The 20,021-nt window shown below is 57.9% G+C and carries 16 protein-coding genes; 4 read left to right on the forward strand and 12 right to left on the reverse strand.

Annotated elements, in window-relative coordinates; all coding sequences use genetic code 11:
- Genes tssH through M5B99_RS06105 form a run of 3 tightly spaced genes read left to right on the forward strand, consistent with a single transcriptional unit; the run spans position 1 to position 5,144 of the window.
- Positions 1-2,547 carry a type VI secretion system ATPase TssH gene (gene tssH / locus M5B99_RS06095; RefSeq protein ID WP_248803187.1) on the forward strand — a complete coding sequence of 849 codons (2,547 nt, stop codon included), beginning with the start codon at positions 1-3 and terminating at the stop codon, positions 2,545-2,547.
- A gap of 35 nt (positions 2,548-2,582) precedes the next feature.
- On the forward strand, positions 2,583-4,589 hold the full coding sequence (gene tssI, locus M5B99_RS06100) for a type VI secretion system tip protein VgrG (RefSeq protein ID WP_248803157.1): 2,007 nt from the start codon (positions 2,583-2,585) through the stop codon (positions 4,587-4,589).
- A 9-nt stretch (positions 4,590-4,598) separates the two neighbouring features.
- Positions 4,599-5,144, forward strand: a complete 546-nt coding sequence (locus M5B99_RS06105; protein ID WP_248803158.1) for a toxin-antitoxin system YwqK family antitoxin — start codon at positions 4,599-4,601, stop codon at positions 5,142-5,144.
- Here the strand turns inward: M5B99_RS06105 and M5B99_RS06110 are convergent, their stop codons facing one another.
- From M5B99_RS06110 to M5B99_RS06145, 8 genes are all read right to left on the reverse strand, one after another.
- Positions 5,145-5,540, reverse strand: a complete 396-nt coding sequence (locus M5B99_RS06110) for a DUF4280 domain-containing protein (RefSeq protein WP_248803160.1) — start codon at positions 5,538-5,540, stop codon at positions 5,145-5,147.
- 89 nt (positions 5,541-5,629) lie between these two features.
- A complete protein-coding gene (locus tag M5B99_RS06115; protein ID WP_248803162.1) occupies positions 5,630-5,989 on the reverse strand; it encodes a DUF1640 domain-containing protein in 360 nt (119 codons plus the stop codon).
- Positions 5,990-6,097: 108 nt separating this feature from the next.
- A complete protein-coding gene (locus M5B99_RS06120) occupies positions 6,098-8,098 on the reverse strand; it encodes a peptidase U32 family protein (protein ID WP_248803163.1) in 2,001 nt (666 codons plus the stop codon).
- Positions 8,099-8,219: 121 nt separating this feature from the next.
- The gene (locus M5B99_RS06125; protein ID WP_248803165.1) at positions 8,220-8,600 is read right to left on the reverse strand and encodes a RidA family protein; all 381 of its coding nucleotides are present in this window, start codon (positions 8,598-8,600) and stop codon (positions 8,220-8,222) included.
- Between the two features lie 72 nt (positions 8,601-8,672).
- Entirely contained in the window at positions 8,673-9,728 is a 1,056-nt protein-coding gene (locus tag M5B99_RS06130) for a sulfotransferase family protein (RefSeq protein ID WP_248803166.1), read from the reverse strand.
- Positions 9,729-9,799: 71 nt separating this feature from the next.
- A complete protein-coding gene (locus tag M5B99_RS06135) occupies positions 9,800-11,476 on the reverse strand; it encodes a bifunctional sulfate adenylyltransferase/adenylylsulfate kinase (protein ID WP_248803168.1) in 1,677 nt (558 codons plus the stop codon).
- A gap of 331 nt (positions 11,477-11,807) precedes the next feature.
- A complete protein-coding gene (locus tag M5B99_RS06140) occupies positions 11,808-12,428 on the reverse strand; it encodes a class I SAM-dependent methyltransferase (protein WP_248803171.1) in 621 nt (206 codons plus the stop codon).
- Positions 12,429-12,648: 220 nt separating this feature from the next.
- Complete coding sequence (locus M5B99_RS06145) at positions 12,649-14,331, reverse strand: dienelactone hydrolase family protein (protein WP_248803172.1); 1,683 nt, start codon at positions 14,329-14,331, stop codon at positions 12,649-12,651.
- A 266-nt stretch (positions 14,332-14,597) separates the two neighbouring features.
- Between M5B99_RS06145 and zwf the strand changes: the two genes are divergently transcribed.
- Complete coding sequence (zwf, locus tag M5B99_RS06150) at positions 14,598-16,049, forward strand: glucose-6-phosphate dehydrogenase (protein ID WP_248803174.1); 1,452 nt, start codon at positions 14,598-14,600, stop codon at positions 16,047-16,049.
- Between the two features lie 91 nt (positions 16,050-16,140).
- Here the strand turns inward: zwf and M5B99_RS06155 are convergent, their stop codons facing one another.
- Genes M5B99_RS06155 through M5B99_RS06170 form a run of 4 tightly spaced genes read right to left on the reverse strand, consistent with a single transcriptional unit; the run spans position 16,141 to position 19,908 of the window.
- The gene (locus tag M5B99_RS06155) at positions 16,141-16,989 is read right to left on the reverse strand and encodes a hypothetical protein (protein ID WP_248803175.1); all 849 of its coding nucleotides are present in this window, start codon (positions 16,987-16,989) and stop codon (positions 16,141-16,143) included.
- Positions 16,971-18,215 carry a hypothetical protein gene (locus tag M5B99_RS06160; RefSeq protein ID WP_248803176.1) on the reverse strand — a complete coding sequence of 415 codons (1,245 nt, stop codon included), beginning with the start codon at positions 18,213-18,215 and terminating at the stop codon, positions 16,971-16,973. Before M5B99_RS06160 ends, M5B99_RS06155 begins: the two co-directional genes overlap by 19 nt.
- Positions 18,212-18,853: a hypothetical protein gene (locus M5B99_RS06165; RefSeq protein ID WP_248803177.1), complete on the reverse strand. Its 642-nt coding sequence runs from the start codon at positions 18,851-18,853 to the stop codon at positions 18,212-18,214. The genes M5B99_RS06160 and M5B99_RS06165 overlap by 4 nt, the downstream gene beginning before the upstream one ends.
- Positions 18,853-19,908 carry an ATP-binding protein gene (locus M5B99_RS06170; RefSeq protein WP_248803178.1) on the reverse strand — a complete coding sequence of 352 codons (1,056 nt, stop codon included), beginning with the start codon at positions 19,906-19,908 and terminating at the stop codon, positions 18,853-18,855. Before M5B99_RS06170 ends, M5B99_RS06165 begins: the two co-directional genes overlap by 1 nt.
- Between the last annotated feature and the right edge of the window lie 113 nt (positions 19,909-20,021).

Genomic DNA, 20,021 nt, shown 5'->3' on the forward strand with positions numbered 1-20,021 from the left:
ATGGAAATCGCGGTGTTGATCTCACGTTTGAACCACCAGTGCCGCGATGCCATGGAACGGGCCGCCCAGCGCAGTTGGCAGCGTAACCAGCACTTTGTCGAAATCGAACATCTGATGCTGGAACTGCTGGAGATCGAAGGGGGCGACCTGGCCTGCCTGCTGCCCGCGCTGGGGTTGGAGCGCGACCGCCTGGCGGGCGAAATCAATCTCGCCCTGGAGTTGTTCAAGACCGGCAACACCCGTACACCGACGCTGTCCAGACAGTTGCTGGCCCTGATCGAGGACGCCGTGGTCCAGGCCAGTGTGTTCGGCGCCACCGGTGTGCGCTCCGGGCTGCTGTTACTGGCATTGCTCGACCGCGACGAATATCGGGCCCTGTTGCAAGGCAGCATCCCGTCATTGCTCGTCATTGCCCGCGATCCGTTGCGCACTCAGTTCATGGCCTTGACCGAACACTCCTGCGAAACCGGCCTGCCGGCCCGCCCCGGAAAAGCTTCGTCGCGAGCCGGCGGCACTGACGCCTCAGTGCTCGAGCAATACACCCAGGACCTGACGGAAGATGCCCGGCAGGGGCGTATCGACCCGATCATCGGCCGCGATGCGGAGATCCGCCAGTGCATTGACATCCTCCTGCGCCGTCGGCAAAACAACCCGATCCTGGTGGGGGCTCCCGGGGTCGGCAAGACCGCGGTGGTCGAGGGCCTCGCGCTGCGCATTGCCCAGGGCGATGTGCCGCCACCCTTGCAGGAAGTCAGCCTGCGGGTACTGGATCTCGGGCTGCTGCAAGCCGGAGCCGGGGTCAAGGGCGAATTCGAACAGCGGCTCAAGGGCGTGATCGAAGGTGTGCGTAACGCTGCCGGCAAGGTCATCCTGTTTATCGACGAGGCTCATACGCTGATCGGTGCCGGCGCCGCCGAGGGGCAGAACGATGCGGCCAATCTGCTCAAGCCGGCGTTGGCCCGTGGTGAACTACGGACCCTGGCCGCCACCACCTGGCTTGAGTACAAGAAATATTTCGAGAGAGACCCGGCACTGACACGCCGCTTCCAACTGGTCCAGGTCGAGGAACCGGACGAGCAGACCGCCGTACAAATGTTACGCGCCGTGGCCGGCAAGCTGGAGCAGCACCATGGCGTCGAAGTGCTGGACGCGGCGATCCAGGATGCGGTGAAACTCAGCCAGCGTTATATCTCCGGGCGGCAATTGCCGGACAAGGCCATCAGCGTGCTCGATACCGCCTGTGCCCGAGTGGCACTGGCCCAGCACGACGTACCGCCGGCCCTGGAAAGCCTGCGGCATCGTCAGGCGGCGACGCTCGACGAACTGCAACGCCTGCGCCGCGAACAGGCCATAGGGCATGATCATGACCTGCGTATCCGGCCGCTCGAACTTCAGGAACAGGCCGACCGTCAGGCCATCGTCGAACTGGAAACCCGTTGGCACAAGGAGCGCGAGGCGGTGACCGAGTTGCTCAGGGCCCGTCGCGAGATGCTCACGCTCAATGAACGTGTCGATCCGAACCGCGATGACGAAGAGCTGGACAACCGTCTCGAACAATTGGCGAGCGAGCTGGTACGTCTGGAAAGCGGCCTGAACGCGATTCGCGAGGACGATCCGCTGGTCCCGGCACAGGTCGACTCGAAAGTAATCGCCGCAGTGATTGCCGCCTGGACCGGGATTCCACAAGGCAAGGTACTCGCCGACGAAGCCTATGCGCTGCGCACCCTGGCCGAACGCCTCGGCCAGCGGGTGATGGGGCAGGGGCCGGCCCTCGGCGCCATCACCCAACGACTGCAAGCTTATCGCGCCGGGCTCACCGATCCGCAAAAGCCGGTCGGGGTATTCCTGCTGCTGGGCCCCACCGGGGTCGGCAAGACCGAGACCGCCTATGCCCTGGCCGACGCGCTGTACGGGGGCGAGCGCAACCTGATCAGCATCAACCTCTCCGAATACCAGGAGGCCCATACCGTCAGCCAACTCAAGGGCGCGCCACCGGGCTACGTCGGCTATGGCAGCGGCGGGGTACTGACCGAAGCGGTGCGGCGCAAGCCCTATAGCGTGGTCTTGCTCGACGAAATCGAAAAAGCCCATCCGGACGTGCTCGAAGCCTTCTACAACGTGTTCGATAAAGGCGTTATGGAAGACGGCAGCGGCCTGGTGGTCGACTTCAAGAACACCGTGATGCTGGCAACCAGCAACGTCGGCGCCGAGTTGATCCTCGACAGCGCCGCCGAGCAACAAACCGCCGAAGCCTTCAACCAGCAGTTGCACAATGTGCTGTTGCAGGCGTTTCGCCCGGCCTTTCTGGCGCGCATGACCGTGGTACCGTATCGCGCCCTTGATGAGGTTACCCTGGAAGGGATTGTCCTGGCCAAGCTGGAGCAGCTGCGCGCCCGTTACCTGGCGGCCACCGGCAAGCGTTTTGACTACGACGACGGCATCGTCAAGGCCGTGCTGGCCCGTTGCAGTACAGCCGGCGCGCGGGATGTGGAGCATGTGCTGATGGCGCAGGTGGCAGGGCAACTGGCGCAATGGGTGCTGGAATGAACACAGGTAGTCAAAGATGATTTTCAAGGAAAACCATGCCCCGTCCCACTGATACCAACACCACGCTGTCGTTGAGCGGTGCGGTCATGGCGCCGTTGTTCCCCGAAACCCTGAGCGGCGAAGAGTCCCTGAATCAACTGGGGGCGTTCAGTGTCACCGGCTTCACCACCGAGACAGTGGCCATGGCCAGTGCCGTGGCCACCCATGTGACCCTGACCCTGCATAACGACGCGCTGAAGCGCCCCGTGGATGGGCTCTGCGCGCAGATTCGCCAGTTACCGGCCGATGCCACCGCCGAGCGCTATAGCCTGCAATTGCGCCCCTGGCTCTGGTGGCTGACGCTGGCCAGTAACAACCGGGTGTACCAGAACCTGCCCACCAGCGACATTGTCACCAGCATCTTCAAGGCCCATGGCTTCAGCGACTACGAGTTGAAGCTGTCCGGCAGCTACGAACCGCGCGAATACTGCATACAGTACGGCGAGACCGATTTCGCCTTTGTCTGCCGGTTGCTGGAAGAGGAGGGTATCTTCTGGTTTTTCAGCCATGCCGAAGGACGGCATACCCTGATACTGGCGGACAGCAACAGTGCCTTTATCAGCTGTCCGAACGGTGCCAGCATCGCCTACCTCGGCCAACAGATCGGTAATCGGGAGTTGCAGGGCATCCGCTCGGCGCAAATCAGCCAGCAAGCGGTGTCCGGGGTCTACAGTGCCACCGACTATCAGTTCGTCACCCCTACCACTTCGCTATACGGCCGCGCTGAAGCCGAGTCGGGGCCGCTGTCAGTCTATGAGCACCCCGGCGGCTATACCGCCAAGGCACGGGGTGATGCACTCGGCAAACAGCGCATGGACGCCTTGCGTACCCAGGCGCTGCGGTTGATCGGTGAAAGCGACTGCCGCTGGTTGCAGCCTGGTTACACCTTCACCCTGACCGGGCATGACGACCAGAGCGCGAACATCGAATGGCTGTTGACCTCGGTCAGCCATGAGGCCAGCCACGAACACTACCGCAATCGCTTCGAGGCGGTTCCCAAGAGCGTCAACTACCGCCCCCTGCGCCTGACCCCGAAGCCGACCATGCACACCCAGACGGCCAGGGTGGTAGGCAAGGACGGCGAGGACATCTGGACCGACGAGTACGGGCGGATCAAGGTCCAGTTCACCTGGGACCGAGAGGGCGAAAAGAACGAGAACAGTTCCTGCTGGGTCCGTGTTGCCCAGGGGTGGACCGGCAAGGGCTTCGGTATGCAGTTCATTCCGCGCATCGGCCAGGAAGTGGTGGTGACCTTTATCGACGGTGATCCAGACCGTCCGCTGGTCACCGCCTGTATCTATAACGGTGAAAACACGCTGCCCTATGCCTTGCCGGCCAACCAGACCCAGTCGGGGATCAAGACCCAGTCCTCCAAGGGCGGGGAGGGCTTCAACGAACTGCGCTTCGAAGACAAGAAAGACGCCGAGGAGGTCTTTCTCCAAGCGCAGAAGGACCTCAAGTTCAATGTGCTCAATGACACCACCGCCACCGTCGGCCATGACGAAACCCTCACGGTGCAGAACGCTCGTACACGCACGGTCAAGGATGGCGATGAAACCGTCACCCTGGAAAAGGGCAAGCGTACGGTGACCCTGCAGACCGGCAGCGACACCCTGGACGTCAAGGGCGATCGCACGCTCAAGGTCGGCGGCGACCAGACCCACACCACCAGTGGCAACTACAGCCATACGGTGAGCGGTAATTACCAACTGACCGTGGACGGCAACCTCACCATCAAGGTGACCGGCACCCTGACCCTGCAAAGTGGCGGCGACTTCAGTGCCAAGAGCGACGCCAATCTCAGTGCCAAGGCGGGTATGGCCCTGAGCAACCAGGCCGGAACGGCCTTGAGCAACAAAGCCGGGACGTCACTGGAAAACAAGGCCGGCACCACGCTGACCAACGACGCCGGCGTCAGTCTGATGAACAAGGGCGGTGCCGAGCAGACCGTGGACGGCGGTGCGATGCTGACCATCAAGGGCGGCCTGGTCAAGGTCAACTGAGGAGGGGATATGGACAAGCCGGCCAAGGTTGAAGTCGTCAGCGGCGACAGCCAGCTCAACGCCACCCTGATCGGAGGCCAGTTGGAAGGCCCGGCGCGGGTAACCGAGAGCGGCCGCCCGCAGGCGGTGCTCAGTTATAGCCAGGGCACGCTGGAGGGACCGATGGTGATTTATCACCCCAACGGCCAGCCCTCGGCGCGCCTGAATTTTCGCAAGAACAAGCTCGACGGCCAGGCGGTGTTCCACAATCCGCAAGGCGCCTTGGTTCGTGAAGCACAGTACCGCGCCGGCTTGCTGCACGGGCAGGTGCTCAGTTACTTCGAAGACGGCACGTTGGCGTCTCGCGAACACTATCAGCAGGGACAATTGCAGGGGCTTTACCAGCGGTTCCATGGCAATGGCCAACTGGCGGCGCGAATTGAATACGACAAGGGCCAGTCATTGGACGGCGCGCAATCCTATGCCGTGGATGGACGGCCACTGGATGAGTCGGGCAAACCCATGGCGCGTTGGAAGGCCTGGTGGTTGAAATGGCGGCAGCCACCCGATGCCTGATCAGGGAATGAGCATCTGCACCTGGCCAGGGAAGAGGATCTTGATCACCCCGGCCCAGTTGCACATCAGCGTGCTGTTGGCATCCAGCGCCGGCATCGGTCCCAGCAGCATGGTCGGTGCACCGCCGGGTATCCAGGGCGTGGCGGTCACCGGAATGCACGGCATCGGCACCAGCACCCCGAGCGCCGCCGCCGTAGCGGCCGCCACCATCGGATTGGCCAGGCTCTGGCACATGCCGAAGGGCATGATGTTGACCAGCGGAATATGGTCCATCAGATTGGCCGCGGGCATACCGGACACCAGGGTGCGGTTCTGCGGCAGCACGTTGAGTACGCCGGGTGCCAGACCGAAAGAGCATTGCAGGGTGGCACCGGAACAGACTTGAGGACAGCCCATGTAAAACCCCTATGACTGATGCCGAGTATAGATTTGTGGGGTTGCGGGCAACAAGCGCTCTACGAAAAAGCCCCAAACGGAAGGGGGAGTCAGGTTGACCTGGCCAGCAGCTCAAATCCCATTTTCAGGATCGGTACCGCGACACAGATGAAGATAAGGCCAAACTGCCAGCGCAGGATATTGTTTTGCGATTCCAATCCCGAGATAGAGGCGCGCAGTTCTGCACCTTGCTCCTTGATCAGTGCCCGCAGTTCGACACCTTGCTCTCTGATAGCTGAACCCAGTTCCGAGATGGACGCTTTCAGGTGTGTCTCGGTTTGTTGCAGATCAGATTTTGACGCGAGATTTTCCACATCGGCCTCCCAGGCATCTACAACTGCCTTGGCCTTGTTCGCCGGAACGGTGGCAGCTGTCAGTGCATCGTATAAGGTAAGCGATAGTTTCATCATGCATCAGGGCGTATCAGGGATGATCCCGAACAGATGTTGTACCGCATGACTCAGACGCCTGAAAACGGGGAGTTTTGCTCCCCGTTCCGATGTCAGGCCGTCATGCACTCAGTGCGGCGCACGATGAATCGTCTTGAGCAGATCTTCAGGGCTGATATGACCGACAACTTGCTGCACGCCGCTGCCCGGTAACGGCAGGTCAAGGATATGGCCCTTGATCTTGCCGATCACGTGCATCTCGCAAGGCTTGCAGTCGAACTTCAGCGTCAGCACCTCGTCACCATGAATCAGTTGCATAGGCGCGACCTTGGTGCGCACGCCGGTGACGCCCTTGGCCTGCTTGGGGCAGAGGTTGAAGGAGAAGCGCAAGCAGTGCTTGGTGATCATCACCGGCACTTCGCCGGTCTCCTCGTGAGCCTCGAAGGCCGCGTCGATCAGCTTGACGCCGTGACGGTGATAGAAGTCGCGGGCCTTCTGGTTGTAGACGTTGGCCAGGAACGACAGATGCGACTCGGGGTACACCGGTGGCGGAGTGGTCTCGGCCTTGCGACCTCCGCGCGGATGGGCGGCAATACGGGCCAGGGTCAGCGCTTCGATGACTTCACGGCGCAAGGTCTTGAGCTGCGAGTTAGGAATGAAATACGCCTGCGGCGCATCCATCGCAACGTTCGTGGCATAGTACTGGGTAGTGCCCAGTTGACCGAGCAGATCCTGCAGTTGTTCCAGGGCCTGTTCCGGTTTGTTGGCCAGGCCGAACGGGCCGTCCAGGGCGACGCTGGCGCTGACGCCTTCTTCGCTGGTGGCGGTCAGTGTCAGGCGCTCCTCGCGCAGACGAACCACCCAGGAAAGACCGATCCGGCGCTCCGCGGAGGTCTTGAGCAGGGCCTGCTGCCAGTTGTGGTCCAGATTGCGGCTCAGCGGGTGGTTCGGCCGCAGGTTGTGCAGCCCTGCGGGCATTTCGTTGGGCTCGACGCGGTAGCGGTAGCGCTTCTCGCCATCCTCTTCGAATTCGCCCTTGGGCTCGGCGATATTGGCGCGGAAGCCCACCACCTCGCGCTTGACCTGCACGTTGAGACCGTCACCGTTGGACAGTGGCTCATGGGTCACCACCTGCATATCGCGCTTGCCGACTTTCTCCACCACACCCACCGGCAGGCCGGTGAAGGTCGGGGTATCGAAGGCGCCGATATCGATCTTGCGGTCGCTGACAAAATAGTCGGTGCTGCCACGATGGAAGGTTTTTTCCGGATCGGGCAGGAAGAAGTGCGCGGTACGCCCACTGGAGGCACGGGCCAGGTCCGGACGGTCTTCGAGAACGTCGTCCAGGCGCTGGCGGTAGTAGGCCGTGATGTTCTTCACATAGCCCATGTCCTTGTAGCGCCCCTCGATCTTGAACGAGCGCACGCCGGCTTCGACCAGGGCGCGAATGTTGGCGCTCTGGTTGTTGTCCTTCATTGACAACAGATGCTTTTCAAAGGCAACCACGCGACCCTGGTCATCTTTCAGCGTGTAGGGCAGGCGGCAGGCCTGGGAGCAATCGCCGCGGTTGGCGCTACGGCCATTCTGCGCGTGGGAGATGTTGCATTGGCCGGAGAACGCCACGCACAGTGCGCCGTGAATGAAGAACTCGATGGCCGCATCGGTCTCGTCGGCAATGGCGCGGATCTCTTGCAGGTTCAGCTCGCGGGCCAGTACCAGTTGCGAGAAGCCGGCCTGGTCGAGGAACTTAGCCCGCGCCAGGGTGCGGATATCGGTCTGGGTGCTGGCGTGCAGCTCGATTGGCGGGATATCCAGCTCCATCACACCCAGGTCCTGGACGATCAGTGCGTCGACGCCAGCATCGTAGAGTTGATGGATCAGCTTGCGGGCCGGCTCCAGCTCGTTGTCGTGCAGGATCGTATTGATCGTGGTGAACACCCGGGCATGGTAGCGACGAGCGAACTCCACCAATCCGGCGATATCGCTCACCTCGTTGCAGGCGTTGTGGCGCGCGCCGAAGCTCGGGCCGCCGATGTACACGGCATCGGCGCCATGCAGGATGGCCTCGCGGGCGATGGCTACGTCGCGGGCGGGGCTGAGCAATTCCAGGTGATGCTTGGGTAGGGACATGTTTTTTAGTCAGGCTTCACGGTCAAGGCGTGCATTGTAGCGGCGAAACGCCTGACCGACACCCGGATACTGCCGGTCGGCGACCACTCGCTGAGCGGGGTCGCCGGATAAAGCCGCGAATTCAGCGCTTGGCGGCCATCGCGGTGACTTCCACCCGCATGCCTTCAACCGCCAGGGCGGCCACACCGACAGCGGCGCGCACTGGCCAGGGCTTGGCAAAGAAACGTTTGTAGACTTCATTGAAGGCGGGGCGGTCGGCGATGTCGGTGAGGTAGATGGTCAGGTGCAGGACCCTGTCCATGGCGCTGCCGGCTTTTTCCAGCGCCACCTTGAGTGCCTGCAGCGTGCATTCGCTCTGCCGGGTGATGTCGCCCAACTCCAGGCTGCCGTCGGCACGGGTAGGGATCTGGGTGGAGACCAGCAGGCCGCCGAAACCGGCAACGTCGGAAGAGATGGACTCCACGTCGGGGTCGGGGAGGAAGGTGATGTCTTGGTTTGCCATGAAGATCTCTTGCTTGAGGTGGGATAGGCGGATTATGCCGACTTGCTCAGCCACTCCGCCATCCGCCTGACGCTATCGACTTCGTTCAAGCCGGCTACGCACCGAGCTCAGGTAGTCCACGCGGTATTGGCGCAAAATGTAGTCTTGGAAATTCTTCTGTTCCAAGTCTTGCCAGGCAAATTTCTTGGCATCACCTGAACGCTCGGTGGCGTCCACCAACATGTGCGTGTCAAAGGCGAAATTGGCCTCGGTCATTGGCTCATAGCCATATCGCAACATGAACTCCTTCGCCAGGGTCTCGATGATTTCGATCTCCTGGGTTTTCAGTTGCTCTTTGAACTTATCAATATTGGTGGTGATCGGCGAAGAGCTGTTGGATGACCAAAGCGCCGACATTTTCGAAATCTGCCTTGCCTCCTGGGACTCGGAGATATCGAGCATCTTATCGAGAAATTCAATGTCGAAAAAATTGCAGATCTGCTTGAGCGTCGCTTCTTCATCGTGCAGAAAGTCTTCATAACGTATGGTCAATACGCGCCCGGGGTAACGCTCGATCAAGGATTGCGCCGCTCGATGCGCCGCCACCCAGGTTTGTGCATTGATCAAGGTATCGAAGTCATGAATGATCGCGCGATTCATTGAAGCGACCTGCGCGCGGGGGTCACGTACCACATTGAGCAGCAGCATGTTGGGGAAAAGCTGCATGAGTTCGTGGGCGTAGTGCACATCATCGAGGGACTTGTCCATCACCACGCGGGCGTTCTGCTGTTCCGCGGCGCACAACAGCAACTCCCAGGTAATCCGATGCACGCTGCGCGGCTCGTGGCGAACCCGCTCGAAAATATCGACCGGATCAAAAGCGTTGCCGGGCCATTTGACGATGCTGGCTGCCTGCAAGCCGACCACGTCGACCACCATGCGAAAGTAGGCATTGTCATCGGCAATATCACCGTACAGGGGAACAATCGGCATATAGTCAGCGATGTGCAGCGGATAAGGTGAATAGAATTGTGGATTAAGATTGAGGCGTAACCGTAGTGCGTGACTGCCGCACCGACGCAACGGAATCATCAGTACAGGCCGCGGACGCGCGTTGCCGGTGGACGCAGGTTTGTGGATGACGTTCATATCGTTCTCCTTGGGAACACAGCGGGCTCAACCTGATTGAAACCATTGGATGTATACAAGGCTGTTGCGGCTCAGGGCTCATGAAGGAGAGAGGCGGGGAGATAGTCCAGCTCGACCAGGGTGGCAATGATCAACTCCACCGCCTGGGCTGCACTCATACGGGCGGTGTCAATTCGTAGATCGGGATACAGCGGTGCCTCGTAGGGGGCATCAATACCGGTCATCCCCGGGAGCTTCCCGGCCCGCGCCTTGGCATACAAGCCTTTTCGGTCACGCCGCTCACAGACTTCCAGATCCGCCGCTATGTATATTTCGAAAAAGGCCGTCTTGTGTGTGCTGGCCAACTCTCGACAGACCTGGCGCGTACTCGCATAGGGGGCAATACATGCGCAGATTGCGACCCCGCCGGCCCGGGCGATCTCGATCGCCACGAAACCAACACGCTCGACATTGGCTTCACGGTCCTCCTTTGAAAATCCGAGCCCCTTGCAGAGGCTATGGCGGACCACATCGCCATCCAGCAAACTCACGGTTCGTCGCCCGTCTTCCCGCAGTCGCACGGCAATACCATTGGCAATCGTTGACTTGCCGGCACCAGACAACCCGGTAAAGAAGAGAACAAAGCCTTGCTGTTGTTTCGGACGATATGAGCGGCGCAGTTCGGCGACGATATCCGGCGTACTGAACCACTCGGGAATATCCGCGCCGCTGGCCAGCTTTTCCCTGACCTCGGTTCCCGATAAGCTCAGCACGGCGGCGCCAGGCGGCACCTCCGAGGCCGGCGCGTAACGCCGCTCCTCCTTGAGATATAACATTTCCTCGAAGGCCAGGATCTGCAGGCCGATTTCTTGCGCATGGGCCAATGCCATTTCCTGGGCCGCATAGGGAGCGTAGAACGCGTTGCCATGCTTATCGTTGCCAGGGCCGGCGTGATCACGGCCAACGATAAAATGCGTCGCGCCAAAGTTCTTGCGGATCAGGGCGTGCCAAACGGCTTCACGGGGGCCGCCCATGCGCATGGCCAACGGCAGCAATGACAGCAGGACGGCATCGGCGGGGTAAGACTTCAAGGTATGTTTGTAGCACCTGACACGCGTGTAGTAATCGATATCATCCGGCTTGGTCAGCCCCACTGCGGGCTGTAGCAACAAGGCCGCATTGGCTTGTTTCATGGCGCGGAGGGTTAATTCAACATGGGCGCAATGCATCGGATTGCGTGTTTGAAAGGCGACGACGGCCTCCCAGCCTCGACGAGCTATTTCGCGTTTGACTTGCAGGGGCGACAAACGTAAATCAGCAAAATCATAGTGTGTGACCGAATCAACTTTTTTAATGATCCCGCCGACGTTAAAAGGATGTTGGCGATACAAGGCTGCCACACCGGGATGAGCCTTATCCTGGGTGCCAAAAACCCGCAGTGCCTCGAGGTGATGGTCCGGCTGGTAGATTGAGTCAATGGCCAGCACGGCTAATGTGAGGCCTTCCGGATCACGTAGCGCCAACTCGCCCCCGGGTAGCAGCTGTTCAGCCAACGCTTGCGGGATATCCAAGGTGATCGGCATTGGCCAAAGGGCACCCGAGCTCAGTCTCATGTGGTGGACAACGCTGAGATAATCCTCCAGGCCGAGGAAACCCGTCAGCGGCGCAAAGGCCTCGTTAGCCAGCAACTCCAGGTCACAGAGTTGTCTCGCGCAGAGCACCCAGAAAGGCAGGGAGGAAAGGTTAGGTTTTTCTTTGCAGTTCTCCATAACGTAGCTCTCCATAACTAAGGTGCGCCTCTTTATTCGATTCGACCCAGGTCAGAGCGCAGCAGAATCATGCTGCGCGCACAATAAAATCAAAGAGTTTAATGCGAATTAACGGCGCTTTTGAGGGTGAGCAAGCTTGATTGCTCCAGCGTCCTTGCGCATGCTTTCATTTCCTTATATGGATATAGCCTTATGCTAGCCGAAGTAAAAGGTGATATCAAAGCGCTTTCAATGCTTGGGCATAGAACAAAACGGACTTGATGTTTTTTATCCTGAGTATTAACACCGGCGAGTCATCCCAGGCGAGGCCGGTCATGGCGGTTGCTCACGTTCAGTCTTTCTTGCAAACCACATTGATGAATGGGAAAGACCCACCGCCAGGCGTCGGCTCATCGATCTCGGAGAATTCGACCAGCCCATGCTGGCCGAACTCCCGTTCAACCGACGCAGCATCATAGAAGAACATCTTCAGGCCAGGCATCCGTTCGTACCAATCATCGCCAAGCCTAGCGCCTTGGCCATACATAGGCGCCTTCTTCGAGATGACCGTGAAAATCATCTGCCCACCGGGGTTGAGCTGGCGGTAGCAGTCTCGGATAAGCTTCGTCCGGCCCTCGGTATCCAGAAGATAGATAAGCCCGTAGCAGAAAATGCCGTCGTACAAACGATTGTCGTATGGCATGTCCGACACCGGGCCGTGGTAGATCGGGATCTGCAGGCCGAGCCGCGACCGGGCGAGCGCAATCGCCGTGTCCGATATCTCGATCCCGGTGACTGACATCCCGTGTTCGAGAAACACCTTGGCGTTCCTGCCGTAGCCAATCCCGGGAATCAGAACGTCCTTGACGCCCGCTCGAGCGAAGTGATCCTTGACGTAGAGGGCGGAGGCCGTCGGCTTATCCCCCCACATCAGCTGATTCTCGGTGAATGCGGTTTCCCAGAACTCGGTCATACTGCTCACGACTCCAATGGCGCTCGGCACGCCGCTACGATGTATGGGGTAGGGAAAGTCCTCGGCGACCGGATGACTTCACGTAACTTAAAATATTGCGTGAGTGGCCGGATGTCAATGAGGTGAAGCAGGTGTGCCGCTGATCGACCTGGTGGGGCTCTGCTGAATATGGTGTTTCGGTCATCTTCTACACTGTGACCAGCCGCCGAAAAAGCGCTGATTACTTTCTCGACCATACGACCTCATCGTCGACCGCGTAGGGGCGACAGTTCCGATGGGCTTTTATACATTCATCTAAAGCGGCTTGCAGTGGTTCGTTACCGCCGGCCGATGCAGACCACCCGCCATCGGGGGCGATGATAAAAGCACGCGGTTTTTTAAGTGCCAAAAACTTTTTATACCCTTCACGGGCTGTTGTGCTGAGGTACGGAATAGCCGTTGGATCCTCTAGTCTTGCAAAATGCGTGGGGGGCGGAGTCTGCGCAGGTTTAACCCAGACCACGTCATTGTTGACTGCATATGGCCGGCAATTTCGCCCCACTTTTTTGCAATCGGCTAATCCCCTGGCAAGCGGATCAACACCACCTTGCGTTGAAACGGCGGTGCCATCACCAGCAATCAGAAAGACCCGTGGAAGCCCTTTTGTTAAAAACTGCTGATAGGTTTTTCGGCCCTGATCATTGATATACGGCACGGCCTGCGCATCAGTGAGTGCCGCGAAATGTGTCGGTGGTGGAACGGGTGTCGATAATGGCTTCACCCAGACCACCTCGTTGTCCACTGCATAGGGATAGCACTTGGCGCCTTTATTTTTACAGGCGCGAAGTCCGGCACCGAGCGGATCGAAGCCGCCATACATGGACGCGACGCCACCGTTTTCACCGATAAGAAAGGCGCGCGGCATGGGCCGGGTCAAGAAATCCCGGTATTGTTGCCGCTCTTGGTCACTCGCAAGCGGCACGGCGCCAACATCCTTGATGCCGGCATACTGAGTTGGTGGCGGCGCAGGTACCGGCAGGTATTCAGGGTGGACCGGTTGGTTAGGTAGCCCCAGCCGGGCCAGGAAGGCGTCTACTTTAGGCCCCCAAATCGTCAATCCCTCAGGAAAACCCAGCAGGTTATGCGAGTCATCCATGAAGTTACCATACGCCACTAGCTCGGCCGCACCACCCGCTGCGGTATAACTCGCATACGCGCTGCGCCAGGTCGGCTCAGAAAACACTTTGTCGTTGCTGCCATAAAACCAGATGGACGGGATAGTGGTATGTGCACCGTTGTAAGCGGCGGCAAGGGCCATGCTCTGCTCTGAATTGGCACAATCAGACGCTTTGAGCCCGCCTGCAAAGTTAATCAAACCTTTGACGTGGGGGATGTTGAGCGTGCCGAGTGCTAATGTATTGAAACCACCAAAACTCTGGCCCGCAACAACAATGCGTTGACCATCGATATAGGGCTGTGCCGTCATATACTGGATGACGGCGCGGATGTCCTGGGCATTGTTGAGACCGGTTGAAATAAAGTCGCAACCATGGTGTTCGAGCTGTCCGCCCGAGCCGGCATAACCGCGCATCATGGGTAGCGCTACGGCATAACCGCGCGACAGAAAATAATAGGCGGAAAAAGTCAGATGGTAGCGGGGGTTATCCCTCGGTTTTTTTTGGCCGTCGGAGCCATGATTCATCACCACCAAGGGAAACGGGCCCGGGCCACGGGGAGTCAATACCGTCAGTTGCAGGGCAACAGGGCGCTCGCTATCACCGGGAACATTGAGTACGCGCTCATTCATGGAGGCCTCTGGCATCTTGCTGGCGTCAAGCTCTTCATTCGCAGCGAAGACGGGATTGGGCCCTTGTAAAATGCAATAAAACAAAATGGCTATTATTTTTTTGAACCGTGCTGGCATAAGTGGCTTACCGGGTAGTTCTGAGCGAAAAGGCCTCAGCACTTCAAAAGGGCAGTCAATGAAAGGTGGACTGGATTTTCACGCAGGGTGCTATGGCTCGGCATTGTCGTCAAGTGGCGTATTGCTATTATTGGCCAGGGTGAACACCGGACGGCGTTGAGCCGTTATCTGGATCTTCGTCGTTCGATTTGAACTATTACCGGCGCGGCGAACTCAACCACATTGAGGTTCAACTCTATTCAGGACCCCGCCAGCGGAGACATGAAATGAACCAAGACGTCACCGACGCGCACTTGCAATCTGCCGATGCATTGGTCGTCTTTGGCGCCACCGGCGACCTGGCACATAAAAAGATCTTCCCTGCGCTTTACGCCATGTGCCAACGTGGTGCGCTCAAGATACCGGTAATCGGCGTAGCGTCGTCAATGTGGAGTGTCGAACAACTGCGTACGCGAGCCCGTGAAAGCATTGAGCAGGCCGGCGTTACAGTCGATTCGCCGACGCTGGGCAAGCTCATGTCAGCGCTGCAATATGTCAGCGGCGATTACGAGGAAGTGGCGACTTTCGATGCGCTGCGACTCGTCCTGCACGAAGCACGGCGCCCAGCGTTTTACCTCGCCATTCCTCCCACCCTTTATTCCACGGTCATTCGCGGCCTGAAAGCCGCTGGATTGGCCGAGGGTGGTCGAGTGATCGTCGAAAAACCGTTCGGCCGCGATCTTGCCTCGGCGCGCGAACTTAATCGCGTCGCGCTGGACGCGTTCCCCGATAATGCGATTTTGCGCATTGATCACTTCCTGGGTAAGGAAGCGATCATGAACATCCTGTACTTGCGTTTCGCCAACTCCATATTCGAACCCATCTGGAATCGCAATCACATCGCGAGTGTGCAGATAACGCTGGCCGAGCAGTTCGGCGTCGAGGGGCGCGGCGCATTCTACGAAAGCGCAGGGTGCTTGCGCGATGTGATGCAAAACCATCTGTTCCAGATCGTCGCGCTATTGGCGATGGAGCCGCCGGCGAGCCGAGACTTCGAGGCTGTGCACCGTCACAAGGCCGATGTGTTCTGCGCGATGCGACCGCTGAGCGCTGATGACATCCTGCGCGGGCAGTACCAGGGCTACCGCGACGAGCCACATGTCGCGAGCGATTCCGAGGTTGAAACCTTTTGCGCGCTGCGCCTGCATATTGATTCCTGGCGCTGGGCCGGCGTGCCTTGGTACCTGCGCTCAGGCAAGCGCCTGCCGACCACCGCCTGTGAAGTCGTGGTGCGCTTCAAAGCGCCGCCGCAGAACCTTTTTGGCGACGCCGCGATGGGTGAGGGCGCCAACTATTTACGCTTCCATTTGTCACCCCACTCGACAATCGCGCTCGCCGCTCGCGTCAAACGCAACGGCAAGGATTTCGTCGGCGTGCAGCGGGAGTTCTTGCTGTTCCAGGAAGAGTCCGGCGAGCAATCTCCCTATGAACGCCTGCTGACCGATGCGATAAACGGCGACGGTGCGTTATTTGCCCGTGAAGACAGCATCGAGTCAGCGTGGGCGGTGGTCGAGCCGGTGCTGGTCGATCCCCCTCCGATCCACCAGTATGCTGCCGGTTCATGGGGGCCACCAGCCGCGGGTCCTTTCATGTCAGCTGATGGCGGCTGGCACAATCCCGAATTACCAGTTGAGCAAGAGCCGCATCTACCCCTAAAAGACCACCGTGGCTCATGCTGATGGGCAGGCGGATGGAGGCATCCGTTTGACAAGAGGGGTACAAGTCAGCGACTTTGCAGCATTGAAGATCATTGGGTGCTCGTCAGTCGATTCACACCAACACCTCCAGCCCAATCAGTTTTTCTTGAGGCAGCGCCTTTGTTGCTTTTCTGATCACCTGGAAAACACGAACCAGTTCGGGATCCGACAGTGCTTCCAGCATCCCAATTTTGCCTACCAGCTGTTTGACATACCTGTCGTGGGTGGTGACCTGCTTAATCAGGCGCTCGAGCACATCATTCGGTGGTGCCAGGTAACGTCTGAAATAGGGCAGGGTGGCTGCGATCGCCATACCTTCCGGATCGTAATCTGTGAAGGCGATTACCGGCCGGGCAAGAGCGTTCAGGAGTTTGTGAGCGGCACTGATCCTGTAACTGCCAGGGGCGCCACGAAACACCACCAAGGGATTACCCGGGACACTATTCAGGAATGGAGTTTGGTGCGTGAGTTCGAAGTTCTCCCAATTTTCCACGAGTAGGACTTCATCGTGCCGGCAATGCTCGGCCACCCAGTTAAAATCCAAATCCAGGCACGCTCCCGGCGGAAGAACAAGGTCACCACCCGCAATCATCAACGGTCTGCCTGACAGTGACTTCACCGCTACCCGATTATCTCGCAAGCGTTTCTTGGAGTGCTTCTCGTCACCGCCAATGTCCAACGCTTGGTGCCTGTGGGTTTCACTCCACTGCTCAACTGAGGCAGTCGGGTCGACCTTCGCTTCATTACGAACAATGTTGGCTATTCTTTCTTTGTCGGCCTGATTAATCCTCCATACTGAGCCGTATAAGTGGCCAACGCCGAACTCTTTACAGAAGTTATCAAGCTGTTTGCTCTGCCGAAACTCCTCTGCATCAGACTGACAAATAGTCATCAGCTTTTTGATCATGCCGAGCGCTTGCATACCTGCACATCCTCAATGATGACGTTGCCACTCATGCGGTCGTGGGCGTTCTTGATCTTCTTATCAATTTGCAGCCGGCGAATGATCTTGGTATTGGCCTGTACCTGCCTATCCAGAACGGTGAGAAAACACATCATGCAGGACTCCTGATCCAGCCCCCTGGTTTCCTCCGTCAAGGCGAAATAATCCGCCGCAGAGATTGGCGCCAGTGATTTAGACGCCTCGTTCAACAGGCGCTGGGCCACAACCACTAGTGGTGATCCCTTGATGATCGCGGCCTTCGGCGCGTCCTCTTTGATAAGCGCACCCGGCGTCCGTTGCTTGGGCGGTGTGATGACTTGGATTTCAATGCTTCTGGCTACATCTACCAGTGAGTCCCGAATCTCTTGGCGCCCAAGATCCGGGCTGAGACGTATCTTCATTGGATCATGTTGGTAGGCCCATTCTGGAATTTCCGGATACTCGTCGGGATCACGAGCCTCATATTCAGGATGACGCCGCAGGTGCATTTGCAGAGCACGGATTCTCTTCGCCCTAGGTTCGACCGTACGGAGCTTGTGAAGGTAGACCTTCAGAACGCTGGTAATGTCGTTACATGTTGCGCGCCATTTGGAAAGATTTGCGAGGATGTGCCGCTCATACAACTCGGCGAGTGACTCACGCTCGGGCTGGTTCAACTCGTCAAGGAACGCAGCGAGATCAAATGCAACGAAAGCTTTAACAATTCTGTCGAGTTGGTCAAGGTAATGCTGGTTCTGCTTCTCTTTTTCCTTGTAGGTGCGCACGTTCGCAAAGTTGTTTTCGGCAGCGGTACGTACATGCAGCAAGAAGTCCTTCATGTCCTCGGACACATCAAAAACTGAGACATCAAACTCACTCAGGATGACGTCCCGGTCTTCCTCGCGTCCGTCGAAATGAGCGGCGGAATAGTCGTCCATCAGTTTTTTCATTCTGTCCATCTGCTCGCCAAAGTCGGCCGAGACGCTGTAACTCCGAGTTTTGTGGGTAGCTTCATCCAACAGCCGGCTCAATGTCGGAGACAGGCGATAGGAATCCTGCAGGGCCGCGTTAGCACGAATGGCGCGCACCTGCTCCAGTTGGTTCAAGCGTTTGGAATTCTCTTCCGAACGTATGACCTGGCCCTCGGTATAGATTTGCGCGATCAGTTCCCGATTGGTGTGCAACAACTCGAGATGACTTGTAACCGCGTCGGCAATCATGCTCATGTTTCAAATCTCTGGTCGAATTCGCTGTCCTCTTCACTGATCTTGTCGTGGAGCATGAGGAACTCGATCGCTTCCTGCAGCCATTCGATCCGGCCGGTGAACATGTAGATTTCGGATTCCGGATTTATCAATCGCAGATAGCTGTCATCCTTAAAACGTTTGACGATCCTGAACAGCCGATCGCGATCAGAGCCATCCTTGGATGTGATCCCCGTGTCTGCGGCTGTTTTGCGCAGTTGCTCCTGCAACCCGGCGTTCGCACCTATTCTGGCCATCATTCTGTTCAGATCCAGCTTCTGCCCAGCTGAAATAGCGTTGTCGTCTCCGGTCACCCGCATGACCATCTCCATGAATGAAACCATCGGCCGAAGATTATTCTTCAGCTCTGTGAACCTCTTTTTGGCTGCTTTTTTCCCCTCGCCATCGATGTCCGCATGTGCAGCGAAGAATGCTCCACCGTCACGCGTGGTGGTAAGACGAAGCTCCATGCGTCGCAAGTACTGGTCGACATCCTCCCGGTTTGTTTTGCCGTCCCGGAGTTGGGCACTGCTCAAGAACTCAAAGCCTTCACGGTCGGTGATCAAGCAGATGAAATCTCCCTCAATCAATCCTGAAGCCACACGTGCAAACAAGGTCATCAGACGCCCTCCAGCTCGAGCTCGTATTCCTCGTCCTCATCCAAGCCTTCGTCAACGGCCAGCTCGCAATGCACCAGGCGTCTTTCCGAATCGAGCTTGTACTTATTCTCGAAGAGGATCAGCGTCTCGGCGTCAGGATCAGGGAAAGCGGTGCACAACGTAATGAAGTTTTGGCCTAGGTAGTTACAAAGGGATATGACATTATCCGCATCGATGGCCTTGAGTTCATCAACGCACCAAGTCAACTGAACAGGTGCCTGGCCCCGCACCTTGGAGATGAATCCAAGGAACAGAATGATCAGGATGAGGTAGCTCAGGCCGTTGGATGAGATATTTTCCAGATCCGCCTTGTTCTTGAAGTAACGCAGATTACCTTTCTCACGTACTGAGCCGCGAATGCTCACGAGGGACTTGAAGTCAGCCTGGATGCCACTTTTGATATCCCAGTTTTGCAAGAGCAGGCGTAGGTTCTCGACTGACTCGTCATCGGGTAGCTCATCTGGCCTCATCCATTCATCCCGGGCAGTCGAGATCTTTGAAATGACCGTCCAGTAATCCAAATCCTCAACCGCAGAGAAGATGGACACCTGCAGATCCTTGATACTGTCGAAAACCTTAGAGCTGTGGGACAGGTGGTTCTGGAGCGCCGTATTGAATCGGGTGATTTTATCCGTGAACTTCTTCAGATCCCTGTGCAGATCCTGAATGTCACCGAAGATGGTGTGCCCATCGGCGATCAATATTCGGCGGGATTTTTCGTGGTGAGTGGAGAACCATTCCTCGATTACCTGAAGTTTGATGCGGTGAGTCACTTCGATGTTGCTCTCGTACCGCAGGTTGGCTAAACGATCCTGGAAATAGTCGCAAGGTGGCGAGTTGGGGACTCTCGAAAACGCAGCCTCCATTGTTTCGACTTGTCCGCCAAGTGTTTTCAGAGAGCGTCTCACCTCCATTTGCTTTTCATGGAGCGAGCTTCGCAGCGATCCGGTCTGCCAAGACTGATCGTACTGGGTGTAGAGGTCCGTCGCGGAGGAGAACTCAAGCTCCCTGCTCAAGGCACTGTTTACTTTGTCCAGCTCGTCGTTTAGGGATCTAATGGTCTCCACGCAAGTCGAGATGGATGAATTTGTAGTGGTCTAATGAAACCGGACACCCATTTAGGTGAATT

Origin of the sequence: Pseudomonas sp. MWU13-2100, from assembly GCF_023242365.1 — a bacterium.
GTDB lineage: Bacteria > Pseudomonadota > Gammaproteobacteria > Pseudomonadales > Pseudomonadaceae > Aquipseudomonas.